A 12818-nucleotide genomic window follows, 5' to 3' on the forward strand; every position below is an offset into this window, starting at 1 on the left:
AACCTTCAGCTTTTTGGCTCTACCTCTTTTTTACAATTATTTGTTTTTAATAAGGCTTCCACTTAAGCTCACTCGCTTTTTCAAAACGGCTTTCAACGTCTTTCCAATTCACAATATTCCACCAATTTTCTACATATTCACCGCGGTTATTTTTATATTGCAAATAGTACGCATGCTCCCAAACGTCAAGAACAAGAATTGGAATTGTATCCCATTGTGTTAATAGCATATGTCGTTCAGATTGAAGCACCTCTAAATGCCTTGATCGTGGCGACCATACGAGCAGCGCCCAGCCAACTCCTTCTACTTGTTTTGCCGCTTCAGTAAAATGATTTTTAAATTCTTTAAAACTTCCAAAATAACTTTCAATTTCATTTAATAATTTACCTTTTGGTTTTCCGCCTCCATTCGGACTCATATTGCCCCAGAAAATTGTATGCAAATAATGACCTGATCCGTGAAAGGCAAGCTCCCGAGACCAATGCTTAACTAACGAAAAATCATTTTGTTTTCGGGTTTTTTCTAATTCTTTTTCCGCCTTATTAAGTCCAGTCACGTACGAACGATGGTGCTTACCATGATGCAATTTCATTATTTCCTCATTAATATAAGGTTCTAAAGCATGATATTGATATGGTAACGGTGGCAATGTATGTTTTCCTACTGGAACGCTTCGATCCTTTACCCAAACATAACCGAACTTATGACGATCATCAAAATAGTTTTCTACTTCTTCATGTAATTCATCAACTTTCATTTGCAAATTTTTCAGTTGATTAGGAGTTAGTTCACCTGATGCCTCCTCTAGAATATTTGTCACGACATCAAGCCTTTTCCATATTTGCTCGTCCTTACATACTTGTTCAGATTCTAAAAATGATTTCATCTGTTCGTTATACTGAAAAACATCTTTTACATACTCTTGAAAACGATTCATCAGCATCCCTCTCCCTACCTTATGTGATGTCCCATTTTTAGTAATTCATTCGCCCAATTACAAGTTTCACTTTTTTTTATGATTCACTTTTAGAGATGTTTCCGCTTATTTAGATTCATTTTTTAAAACAAAAAGGAACTGGCCACTATATGTAAACCAGTTCCTTTTAAACTACGATCAAGGTACAAAATATCACAACTGCAAGTTAATATTAGAAGGGTCTCCCTCTTTTTCATCTTTCAATATAGAAGAGGGTCCAAATTTAGCAATTATTTTACTTTATAACCACCGTTGTTTTCTATCGCCTCAAATACTTCAGGGAGCTTTTTTTCATTAAAGTCTTTAAAATACGACGCAAGTTCTTTTTCAGAATTAATATACACTCGTTTTCGATGTCTGAAATCAGGATTTTGTAAAAGACATACTAATCCAACAATATCTTTAAAAAATATTTGCCTTGAACCTGCTTCAAAGAGGGGGTCTTGTTCAAAGGTCGTAAATTCATTAAATTTTTCATCAAAATAACGAACGTAAAGAACACTTAGTACTTTTTCTTTCCCAGCCTCTATGTACGTCACTTCGCTTCTGTTGAAAAAATCCTCAGATGTATTCTTTTTTCTCTTTTTCTAATTCGTATCCACTACATTGTTTGATTAACAAGTCAACATCCTCCCTTTTAAAACACCAATTAATACTTTTATATTACCATACGTTTACGAACAATTGTCTCGTTCAAGATGAGTGACATTTACTTTTATTCATCATTTGTTTCATGAAAGTTCTCAAAAAATAAGTCAGCCTCTTCAAGCATAAAATCTTTTTCTGTTTTTTCTTGTAATGGCGGAAGCTCCTCTAAGCTCTTTAATCCAAAGGAATCTAAAAACTCCTTCGTCGTGCCATATAAATAAGCTCTCCCCGTTCCTTCCGCTCGTCCCACCTCTTTAATGAGCGCTTTCCCCATTAAGGTTTGTAACGGTCGTTCTGTTTTTACACCTCGGATTTCTTCTATTTCTGCTCTCGTAATCGGCTGCTTATAAGCAATAATAGCTAAAGTTTCAAGTGCCGCTTGATATAACGTTGTTGTTTCAGGAGACTCAATAAGCTTTTGTAAATAAACTGCATGATCTTTTTTCGTTGCAAGTTGGTAAGTTCCTGCAAACTCTACAAGATGAATACCGCGTCTTTTATTATTGTCATATTCATCTCTAAGTGCTTCAATTGCCTCAATAGCCTCATTTTCACTAATCTTAAGAACTGCTAAAATTTGTTTTAAAGAAAGTCCCTCATCTCCTGCTGTAAATAAAAGACTTTCTAATACCCCAAGCAAATTAGAGTCAACCATTATATATCTCCCTACCCCTTTTATTCCTCTCTACAAATATTTCAGCAAAGTTATATTCTTGTTCAACGATAATTTCATTGCGTTTCATTAATTCTAAAATCGCTAAAAAAGTAACAATAATATGTTCTCGTTCTGCTACTGGAAAAAGCTCATAAAAGCTCGTCCTTCTTTCTTCATTTTGATTTAAATAAGCTGAAATCTCTGCCATCCGTTTTTTAAGCGAAATTTCTTGGCGAGCAATTTTTGTAGCTAATGGTCGTTGGAGTTTTTTTCTCCTAAATAGCTTTTGTAATGCACCAAGCATATCATATAATGTAACATTTAAATCTAATTCTTGTATTGGTTCTTTTACAAATTGGGAAAGATCACTCGGCGGCTTAGAAAACATAAGACTTCGTTCTTGTTCCATTGATTTTAAATCCATTGCTGCCTCTTTATACTTTCGATATTCGACTAATCTCTCGATCAATTCTTCTCGCGGATCTTCCCCAATATCAACTTCAAATTCCACCTCTTGTAAAGCATCCTCTTGTTTCGGTAAAAGCATTTTACTTTTTATTGCTAACAATGTTGCAGCCATTACTAAATATTCACTTGCAATATCAAGCTGCAATTCTTTCATCGTATGAATGTAAAATAAATATTGCTCCGTTATCTCTGCCATTGGTATATCATATATGTCAATTTCAAGACGATTAATTAAATGTAGAAGTAAATCTAACGGACCCTCAAATGCATCAATCTTTACATTATATTGCTCCATATTCCTCACCAAAGTTTCATTTTTAATTAAATTATTCTATGTAATTTCCGTTATTTTTTTGGCTCTTTCTAAGCGAAAGAAGCTATACATAGTATAGAGGATTCATCGTACTTATCCAATAAAAACTTGTACATTGAATGGTTTAGGGATGATGTTGTGAACTTTTATTTTCACATAAAAAACAGGTCGAGAGCCCAAACCATTTTTTTTAATCCACATACAATGAGAGTGAAAATACAGACATCTAGGGGGGATTAAAGTATGTCTGGTGGATATGGATGGGGAACAGGATTTGCGTTAATTGTTGTCCTGTTTATTCTATTAATTATCGTCGGAGCTGCTTGGATATACTAAGTGGGCAGCATTGAGGCTGGGACATAACTAAAACAATCAACTCTAAAAACGAACGATATGCTCATTCAGCGGAGAAAATATACGTAGACTCCTGCGGGAAAAGCAACAGCTGAAAATCCCGTAGGAAGCGGTTTTTGCTTCCGAGGAAGTTGAGGCGTTACCCGCGGAAAGCGAAGTATATTTCCGGAGCGGGATATAAGCACTAACTATCTCATTGTTCGGATTTATCTTTGATTAAAATGGTTTTGTCCCGACCTCTCTGACACTTGAAGTGAAAGTTTAATTCTCCAAAACGAAAGCCAATTCACCTTTCGCTTTTGCTTCTACTAAGCTGTTAAAATACATAATCAAAACGTTTATTATTGCTTTATGATAAACTAAGTTTAGCCTTTACTCTCAAGGAGTGAAAAAGTTGAAATATCCAAACGAATATATTGATTATCTCATTTTCTTTCACGGTGAACGAGATTATTTTGAATGCCATGAAATTTTAGAAGAATATTGGAAAAAAACTGAACAAAGTAAAAACGATTCGATTTGGGTTGGACTAATTTTACTTGCTGTTGCTAACTATCATTATCGTCGTAATAATTAAAATGGAGCGAAACGAACGTTAAGAAAAGCAATCGACCTATTTAACAAAGAATACCGGCAAATTAGCTCCCTTGGTCTTATTGATGACGAATTCATTTCATTGATGCAAAAACAATTAAATAAAATTGAATCTGGTGAAAAGTACGAAAGTATTCAACTGCCTATTGCTGATTCAACACTAAAAAAATTATGTCAAGAAAGATGCACTTCCAAAGGTTGTAAATGGGGAGCAGCAAGTGATTTAACGAACGACTTTCTTATACATCGCCATACATTAAGGGATCGAAGTAATGTAATTCAAGAGAGGAGAAAACAATTATTGAAAAGAAAAGGCAACGAATGATCATTCATTATCTTAGACTATTGACAAATGGTCGCATTCTTCGTTACATACACTTCATCGGAAACTATCAACGACTATTTTATTCGATTTCGCCTTGTGCTGCGCGCCTCGAAGGACAAGCGTTGCCAAGCTAGTCTTTCGGGCATTTATTTGACATTGTCTAAAAAGCTTAGGGAACGAATATTTCATTCGTTCCCTTTAGGTATATCGTCATCAAACTTACAACAGTTAAGAAACGGTGCTGTTTCATCACATGGCTTAATTTCCTTTTCTGTGTAAAAGTCATGTAATGCCTTAACCATGCATTTTCCCTTTCCTTGCTTACGATGGGAGGGATTTACCGATATGTGTTGAACTTCAACAATATTAGGATCTTTAAGTAATACACCAATTAGGCCAATAAAATCTTCTCCCTCTCTCCATAAAAACAATTGTCTGTCGTCTTCATTTTCATATTGATTTATTGTTTGTTGAAGCTTTTTCAAATCTTTTTCATTTGGCATGAACGATAATAAGCCCATTGCTATTTTTTCAAACGCTTTTTTGTAACGAATTAACATGTTAATCCCTCATTAATTTCGTAGAATCTCTTTGTATGTTTTATTTAGTATCGATTTCCATTTTTAGTTAATTATAACTACTCTTTTATTATATGCTTCTCTGCACTTTTATACTCATTTATATCGAATAAAATAATCATACTATATACAATAAACTAAAAAAACCACGATTCAAAGTCAAACTTTTCCAGGAGCAATAACAAACCAATAGATTAAACCCCAAATGATCGATATCGCTAACAATAAGATGAATACAATCCATTTTTTCATCTAATCTCTTCTCCTCCTAAATATTATTCTCCTCTTTTAGTAAGAGAAAGGGAAGTTTTTTCGAAAAGAAACAATATGTTGACATTTTTAGTTCACTTTAAGGACACAATCTCTTTTTTCTCATCGCTTTAACTTGAATTTTCCTTGATTGGCAACAAAACATTTATTCAATCACAATATTTAAAAAAAACATTTGCCAAACCTATTATAACAGTTTTTATTTTTTTATTTAAGGAAATTTCGTTCTAATAAAATCAAGCTGCCAATATTCGGCAGCTTCACTCGTATTTTCACTTCGTTATAAGGTCATGAACTACATCGTTCTATTCGATCCCACTTATGCTATGTTTTAATATATGGTTCAATCATCAACCATTCAAGAGATGTTTCTTGAAATATTGACTTTTGTCTATAAGCTAAAATTCCCAGAACTCAGTATTTTTTAGCCTTTGATTTTTTCTTTTAAAGGGATGTCTAGGCGGACAAGATCTTCATAAGTTTCTCTTTTGACGACAAGAGCTGCTTCTCCATTTTCAACGAAAACAACAGCGGGTCGAGGAATTCGATTATAATTATTAGCCATTGAGTATCCGTAAGCACCTGTACTAAATACAACTAGTACATCATTGCTATTTACTTTTGGGAGTGGTAAATCCCAAATAAGCATGTCTCCAGATTCACAGCACTTTCCTGCAATAGATACTGTTTCTTCATGTTTTGCATACGGTTTATTTGCTAAAACTGCTTCATATTTTGCTTGATAAAGTGCTGGACGAATATTATCACTCATTCCACCATCAACCGCAATATATTTTCGTACGTTCGGAACTTCTTTTCTTGAACCAACTTGATATAATGTAATACCCGCATCCCCTACTAATGATCGCCCTGGTTCAATCCATATTTCGGGCATAGACATAGAAAATTTCTCCACTTGGCATTTTACTTCATAAATAATTTCCTCAACGTATTGGGAAGGAGAAAGAGGCTCATCTTCGTTAGTATAACGGATCCCAAAGCCACCGCCTAAATTAACAACTTTAGGTTCGTAATTAAATTTTTCTTTCCATTCATTTAGCTTTTCATAAATTTTTCTTATAGCTAATAGAAATCCTGTTGTATCGAATATTTGTGAACCTATATGACAGTGAATACCGAGAATATTTAACCACTCTGACTTCAATGCCATTTTGAGAGCTTCTTCTGCTTGGCCATTTTGTAAGTCAAAACCAAATTTCGAATCTTCCTGACCTGTTAAAATATAATCATGTGTATGTGCTTCTATTCCCGGTGTAACGCGAATTAAAATGTTAACCTTACATCTCTTTTGTTTACAAATATTTATTAACATGTCCAACTCATGATAATTATCAACTACGATACATCCAATATGATATTTTAACGCCATCTCTAGTTCTTCAAAACTTTTATTATTACCATGGAAATGAATTTTTTCAGGTGGAAATCCTGCAACAATCGCTGTATAAAGCTCTCCACCTGAAACTACATCGAGTGAAAGACCTTCCTCATTAGCTAATTGCAGCATTGCAATTGTTGAAAAAGCTTTACTTGCATAGGCAACTTGCGCTTTAACTCCTAACTGTTCAAATTTCCTTTTAAAATCTGCAGCCCGCTTCCGAATTAAAGCAACATCATAAACATATAAAGGGGTTCCGTACTCTCGAACCAAATCAATTGTATCAACGCCCCCAATTTCTAAGTGACCTTGTTCATTTACTTTTGCTGAACCTTGCAAATACATGAGATCCCCTCTAATCATAAAAAATAATTGAAAGAGACAGTCATCAATTAATCACTGTCTTTAGACTGTTGACTAACGAACTTATGAACGGCTGTTCTATTCGCTTTCCGCACTATGCGCCTCGACTGACCAGTCAAGAAATGAATTCAATCTTGACTTTGTCTGCAATCTAGACAGTAATAGGTGATGACTTCTATTTATTGTTGCTATCCTTTAACGCTTTATTTAATTGAAATAAATTTAACATAAAAAAAAAAAATGTGCAATTATTATTAACCCGCTATCTCAGCCGCTTCAAATTCCCCATTAATATTTCCACATACAATAATAGAATGCCCATAAAACATATCTCCATCAGAGTAATATACTTCAAAATCACCTTCTGGATAAACACATATAGTGCTTAACTTCATTGATTCGATGAAGATTTCCTTTGTGATCTCATCGAACTCTGCTTCCTCATCATCCTGCAGCCAATCGTTTGCCAACTCGACCAATTCTTCCGCAGCATACTCTTTCATTTTCTGACTCCATTCATCCTCCTGCTTGAAAAGGGCATAGGCGGTTTCTAATGCAGATTTCATCTTGTCATGATCTTCATACCAATCGAAAGTCAAGCAGCCTTCTTCACCTGTCCAAGAAATCTTCCTTTCGAAAATTTTAACACTTTTAATTAGCTCAAACTGCCCCAATACCTCATCATGATAATAAACGGGCTTTAAAGATTCTTGAAGTATCTCTTCCAATTCGTTATCTCGATAGGAAGTCTCCAGAACCTTAACAAGCATCATGGAATTTTCTCCCCTGCGAACTTGTAATCTAACAACAGAATTTGCTTTCAATAAATCTCTTTTTCTTTCAAATTCTTTATCATCAGCCAGCCATTGCAGCCGTAGTTCTTCTTTCATAACAGGTTCATGACGATTTAAGTTTTCCCAAGCAATCAAAGGAATAGACACGTGCCACAATAGATCTCCCCCGGCTCTCCCTGCGCCAACACCTGATGCACCTATCACTGCTGCGACTTCAATTACCTCCTCGGTAAATTTCTGTTCAAATCTGCTGATTTCATTCAATTCACTCATCTCACACACTCCATTTACTCCACTCATGCACAAATCAGATTGAAAGTGCTCGTTGTTTTTTAAAAAATTTTACTTGTAAACCTATGTACAAAAAACATTTCTATCGTTCTAATACTTTAACTATGTTAGCAATAAAAAAAGTGCTAATGCATTATGTTATATATAAATGTTACCCATAATAGATCAAAACAGGCTAATCTAATTGATTAAAAGTACCTGCAATTTAAATGATAAAGGATCACTTCCGCATTGTCTTTACCTTTGTTACCTTTTTAAAATTTCACTTGAGTTCACAAGCAGTTACATCTCAATAAAAGGACAATTCAGCATATCAACTGAAAGAGCATATCGAAATACTCCTCGAAAGTTCACCCTGGCTATCTTTGTACTCTGCTCAAATATTAACATAACTACTTTGGAACGTTATTTTTTATTGTACTTATTAATGCAACGTCCATCGATGAGTCGGAGAGAAGGCATAACGTCTAGTGCAAGTAAAACTCAGCACGTAAAACGTGTAAAACAAGAAAAATTAGCACTGGGGTCCAACCAGCAGTTTTGAAAAAATATTTTGCAATGTTTTATCATTCTGTTGATTTATTGGCTTATTTTCCTTCTGACGATATGAATGAAAGAGAAAGAGCTTTCTTTCCCGTTCCATATCGTCAGAAAGACCTTTAAAGTGCATCTACAAAGGCATGCAAATCTTGTGCAAATGAGCCCAAAAAATACTGTTTAACAGAGCCAAACATTTTTTACTATGAGTTTGACGGTTGTTTAAAGCGATTTTGTGCATGAACGATACTTGGACGAATTTTTGCCCCTGGCGTTGCTGTTCTAATAAGAATTTGGAGAAATGCTCCAGGATTAAATGGAAGAAACGGCCATAAGTATGGTGTATTTAATGAACGAATATTAGCAAGTAAGAGCAAATATAATGTTGTCCCTATCACTAATCCAGGGTTTTTGAATAACGCTACAGCAACTAATAGCCCCATCCTTGCTAGCTTATTTGCTACACTAAGCTCATAGCTTGGGGTTGCAAATGTTCCAATTTGTGCTATAGCAATATAGAGAATGACTTCTGGAATGAATAGCCCGACACCAATGGCAATTTCTCCAATCATTACTGCAGCTATTAACCCCATTGCAGTAGATAACGGTGTCGGTGTATGTATAGCAGCTATTCGCAAAAATTCAATTCCTAAATCAGCAAAAAGGATCTGTAAAAATATAGGGATATTTGATTTTTCATTCGGTCCAATAAATGAAATTTTTTCCGGCAATAAGGATGGATCTAGTACGAATAAATACCATAGCGGTACTAATAAGATCGAGGTAATAATTCCAATAAATCTTGCCCAACGGACAAAAGTCCCCACTGCTGGAGATTGGCGATATTCTTCAGCATGCTGTACATGATGAAAAAAAGTTGTTGGCGTAATAATAACACTTGGAGAAGTATCAACATAAATGACCACATGTCCTTCGAGAAGATGAGTTGCAGCCACATCTGCTCTTTCTGTATAACGAACGAGCGGATAAGGATTGTAGTTTTGTTTTAATAAAAACTCCTCAACAGTTTTATCTGCCATTGTCAGCCCGTCAATTTTAATTGTTTGAATTTCCTTTTTAATTACATTAATTAAGTCAGGGTTTGCTACATCTTTTATATAACCAATTGCAATGTCTGTTTTCGATCGTTCTCCTATTTTGAGCATTTCAAAACGTAATCGTTCATCACGAATTCTTCGTCTAGTTAAAGCTGTGTTAACAATAATATTTTCTACAAATCCATCTCTAGACCCTCGAACAACTTTTTCTGTATCGGGCTCTTGCGGTTCTCTTCCCGGATAGGCTCTAACATCTACCACCAACCCAATATTAGAACCTTCGGTTAAGATCACGATTAAACCAGAAAGGACTTGGTCAACAAGCTCATCTAAAGTTTGAATACGTTCAACTGATTGGTGAAAGAGGCGATTCTCAATAATTTCCGACAATTTTGCTGAAAGCTTTTCCTGATCATTAATATCAATAATTCCTTCTAAAATTTCAATAATGAATTGGGTATCACACAATCCATTAACGTAATAAACATGAACATCTTTCCTTAAGATCTTTAATTTTCTTACACCTAAGTCATAACTTTCTCCAAGACCGATTCGTTTTTCCATATAGGATTCTACTTCTGTTAATGATTTAGGGATCGGCTTATTTTTACTCATTATAAACCACTCCTTTCTAATATTTAATCGACTTGGCATATTTAAAGATCAATTAAATAAAGCCACTGAAATAATGAGCCAAATATTTTCCCAAAGACAATAGCCATGAGTAAAATAATAATTTTCCCATCAACCCTCACTCTTTTAGCTAAAATTGGTAATACATTTAATACTTCTGTTAAAGCTGCCGCAATCATTCCGATAAAAGTGCCTCCAAACAATCCAAGTGGTATTAACAAAAGTGAGGTTAAATGAAATTCTATCTCCCAAAGTCCGACAATCGTACCTGAAACGACTCCGAGTACAACGGCCCATTCATATGAATGAATCATTTTCATCGTCTTTGACAACTGTGTCAGTCTTGGAATAATTCCGAGTACAGTCAAAAATGCTACGAAACCAGCTCCAACAGCAAGACCTCCAGCAAAACCACTGAAAATAACAAATAAAATCTTAATCGTCATCAAGCTGTTTCATGCTTTCTTTATTTTCGTTCATTATGACGTATTGATCTAAATCTTGCTGGTAATTAAACATTTCGACTTCTAACGGACTTGGTTCTTCATTAATTAATTCGCTTTTTAAATACGTGGTAAAAAAAAAACAAAATCATCCCTAATCCTAATCCAAGCGAATACGGAATTTGAAACAGGAGCGGCTTTTCACTCATTTTTCCTGTAATGATTGTATAAAGACGCTGATGAACTTCTTTCATACTTACATCTACATGAAAATTCATAATGGTTAGAGCAGCACCAAAAAATAGTAAAAACCAAATGAGCATAAATAACGGAAAAGAAACATTTTTTTTCTTAAAAATGACTTCAATAATCGTTTGGGAAGGCCCGATTGTCTGTACTTCAATTTCTTTAAATTTACGAGTTATCAAGTCAACTACCTTCATTGCATCAATAATAATGATATTCTGATCTTGATCAGTTACTTTATGAACAACAATTTCTTTCAGTTGCGAACAAATATGATCCTCAGCTATTATTAACGCAACATCCTTTAAAAAAACTGAATCATGGGGGCGCACTTGAACGCGATGACGCATGCGAATATAAACCTTTTTTTCCATCACTTTCACTTCCCACACAATGTTTTCCTCGTATACGTTAGTATGACTTTAATCTTTCATTTCATGAAACCCAAATGTTAGAAATTCCCCAACAAGTAAAAGACTGTATGGATTAAATCTCCATACAGTCTTTACACTGTTGACTAACGCTCGCATTCTTCGTTGTAACTTTAAACACTCGTTCTATTCGTTTCCGCCCCAGCTGACAAACGTTTTCATCAGTCTGAGGAAAGCAATTCTCATATTGTTTTTAATTTTTTTATCTACAATCTTTGACCGGATAAATTATATTTCCATACGGTCTTTCATTTGCTGCAGAATCTTTTTCTCTAGCCGAGAAACTTGTACTTGAGAGATCCCAAGTCTTTCTGCTACTTCAGATTGAGTTTGATCTTTATAGTATCGCAAATAGACGATAAGTCGTTCTCTTTCTTCCAGTCCGCGTATTGCCTCTTGAAGAGCAATTTGGTCAAACCAAGACCCATCATTTCCATCTGCGATTTGATCAAGTAAAGTGATCGGATCGCCATCATTTTCATAAACAGTTTCATGGATAGACGATGGAGAACGCCCTGCTTCCTGCGCCATAATGATATCTTCAGCAGGAACATCCATAAACTCTGCTAATTCCGTTACTGTCGGAATTCTACTTAGTTGTTTTGAAAGTTCATCTTTTGCTTTTCTAATTTTATTGCCAAGCTCCTTCAAAGAACGGCTCACTTTTACAGTTCCATCATCCCTTAAAAACCGTTGAATCTCTCCAATGATCATCGGAACTGCGTATGTTGAAAATTTTACATCATAAGAGAGGTCAAATTTGTCCACTGACTTCAACAGGCCGATACAGCCAATTTGAAAAAGATCATCTGGTTCATATCCCCTGTTTAGAAACCGTTGAACAACTGACCAAACGAGACGCATATTTTTTTCAACGATGACATCTCGAGCAATTTGATCTCCTTGCTGGCTCTTTTTAATAAGATCCTTTACCTCATAATCCTTTAAATACGCCTGCTTTTTTTCGTTTTTGACATCCACATCCATAGGCAAAAACTCCCTTAATTACATAGCATTTTGCTCTTAGTTAAATGCTTAATGAGTCGAATTTTGGTCCCTTTGCCCGGTTGGGAATCAACCTTTACTTCATCCATGAAGTTCTCCATGATCGTAAAACCCATACCCGAACGTTCTAATTCGGGCTTTGTTGTAAATAACGGCTGACGGGCTTCTTCGATATTTGAAATGCCAATACCATTGTCTTTAATTGTCAAATCAATGATTCCATCCTCAATGACAACAGAAATATAGACGACTCCGCTTGGATCACTTTCATAACCGTGAATGATCGAATTTGTGACCGCCTCAGAAACAACTGTTTTAATTTCTGTTAGTTCATCCATTGTCGGATCAAGTTGGGCAATAAAGGCAGCTACTGTTACACGAGCAAACGATTCATTTTGACTTAATGCGCTGAACTGAAGGTGCATCTCATTCTTCAT

The 12818-nt window shown here is 35.1% G+C and carries 14 protein-coding genes and 1 pseudogene; 3 read left to right on the plus strand and 12 right to left on the minus strand.

Features of this window, described 5'->3' with window-relative positions; translation table 11 throughout:
• Nucleotides 1–46: 46 nt before the first annotated feature.
• The 4 genes from K6959_RS10215 to K6959_RS10230 all read right to left on the minus strand — a co-directional run bounded on the left by K6959_RS10215 (nucleotide 47) and on the right by K6959_RS10230 (nucleotide 3042).
• Nucleotides 47–937, minus strand: coding sequence for a superoxide dismutase (locus K6959_RS10215; protein ID WP_223086442.1), 891 nt, complete (start codon nucleotides 935–937; stop codon nucleotides 47–49).
• Between the two features lie 269 nt (nucleotides 938–1206).
• Nucleotides 1207–1515, minus strand: coding sequence for a hypothetical protein (locus K6959_RS10220; RefSeq protein ID WP_316252475.1), 309 nt, complete (start codon nucleotides 1513–1515; stop codon nucleotides 1207–1209).
• 176 nt (nucleotides 1516–1691) lie between these two features.
• Nucleotides 1692–2279: an SMC-Scp complex subunit ScpB gene (gene scpB / locus K6959_RS10225; protein WP_223086443.1), complete on the minus strand. Its 588-nt coding sequence runs from the start codon at nucleotides 2277–2279 to the stop codon at nucleotides 1692–1694.
• A complete protein-coding gene (locus K6959_RS10230; RefSeq protein ID WP_163241956.1) occupies nucleotides 2272–3042 on the minus strand; it encodes a segregation/condensation protein A in 771 nt (256 codons plus the stop codon). Before K6959_RS10230 ends, scpB begins: the two co-directional genes overlap by 8 nt.
• 261 nt (nucleotides 3043–3303) lie before the next feature.
• On the opposite strand from K6959_RS10230, the gene K6959_RS10235 reads away from it, so the two are divergent.
• From K6959_RS10235 to K6959_RS19630, 3 genes are all read left to right on the plus strand, one after another.
• Nucleotides 3304–3396 carry a YjcZ family sporulation protein gene (locus K6959_RS10235; RefSeq protein ID WP_163241955.1) on the plus strand — a complete coding sequence of 31 codons (93 nt, stop codon included), beginning with the start codon at nucleotides 3304–3306 and terminating at the stop codon, nucleotides 3394–3396.
• Nucleotides 3397–3808: 412 nt separating this feature from the next.
• Nucleotides 3809–3991, plus strand: a complete 183-nt coding sequence (locus K6959_RS19625) for a DUF309 domain-containing protein (RefSeq protein ID WP_316252476.1) — start codon at nucleotides 3809–3811, stop codon at nucleotides 3989–3991.
• A 99-nt stretch (nucleotides 3992–4090) separates the two neighbouring features.
• Complete coding sequence (locus tag K6959_RS19630; RefSeq protein WP_316252477.1) at nucleotides 4091–4333, plus strand: hypothetical protein; 243 nt, start codon at nucleotides 4091–4093, stop codon at nucleotides 4331–4333.
• 185 nt (nucleotides 4334–4518) lie between these two features.
• Here the strand turns inward: K6959_RS19630 and K6959_RS10245 are convergent, their stop codons facing one another.
• From K6959_RS10245 to spoIIAB, 8 genes and pseudogenes are all read right to left on the minus strand, one after another.
• The gene (locus K6959_RS10245) at nucleotides 4519–4893 is read right to left on the minus strand and encodes a GNAT family N-acetyltransferase (protein WP_163241953.1); all 375 of its coding nucleotides are present in this window, start codon (nucleotides 4891–4893) and stop codon (nucleotides 4519–4521) included.
• Nucleotides 4894–5605: 712 nt separating this feature from the next.
• Nucleotides 5606–6925: a diaminopimelate decarboxylase gene (gene lysA, locus K6959_RS10250; protein ID WP_163241952.1), complete on the minus strand. Its 1320-nt coding sequence runs from the start codon at nucleotides 6923–6925 to the stop codon at nucleotides 5606–5608.
• A gap of 272 nt (nucleotides 6926–7197) precedes the next feature.
• Complete coding sequence (locus K6959_RS10255; protein WP_163241951.1) at nucleotides 7198–8010, minus strand: DUF2262 domain-containing protein; 813 nt, start codon at nucleotides 8008–8010, stop codon at nucleotides 7198–7200.
• Nucleotides 8011–8768: 758 nt separating this feature from the next.
• Nucleotides 8769–10238, minus strand: a complete 1470-nt coding sequence (locus K6959_RS10260; protein ID WP_223086445.1) for a spore germination protein — start codon at nucleotides 10236–10238, stop codon at nucleotides 8769–8771.
• A 41-nt stretch (nucleotides 10239–10279) separates the two neighbouring features.
• Entirely contained in the window at nucleotides 10280–10702 is a 423-nt protein-coding gene (locus tag K6959_RS10265) for a stage V sporulation protein AB (protein ID WP_163241996.1), read from the minus strand.
• Nucleotides 10692–11319, minus strand: a pseudogene (locus tag K6959_RS10270) (stage V sporulation protein AA). The gene K6959_RS10265 and the pseudogene K6959_RS10270 overlap by 11 nt, the downstream one beginning before the upstream one ends.
• Nucleotides 11320–11604: 285 nt before the next feature.
• Nucleotides 11605–12363, minus strand: coding sequence for an RNA polymerase sporulation sigma factor SigF (gene sigF, locus K6959_RS10275; protein ID WP_163241948.1), 759 nt, complete (start codon nucleotides 12361–12363; stop codon nucleotides 11605–11607).
• Between the two features lie 14 nt (nucleotides 12364–12377).
• A complete protein-coding gene (gene spoIIAB / locus K6959_RS10280; protein WP_163241947.1) occupies nucleotides 12378–12818 on the minus strand; it encodes an anti-sigma F factor in 441 nt (146 codons plus the stop codon).

The organism is Bacillus aquiflavi (assembly GCF_019915265.1).
GTDB classification, from domain to species: domain Bacteria; phylum Bacillota; class Bacilli; order Bacillales; family Cytobacillaceae; genus Bacillus_BT; species Bacillus_BT aquiflavi.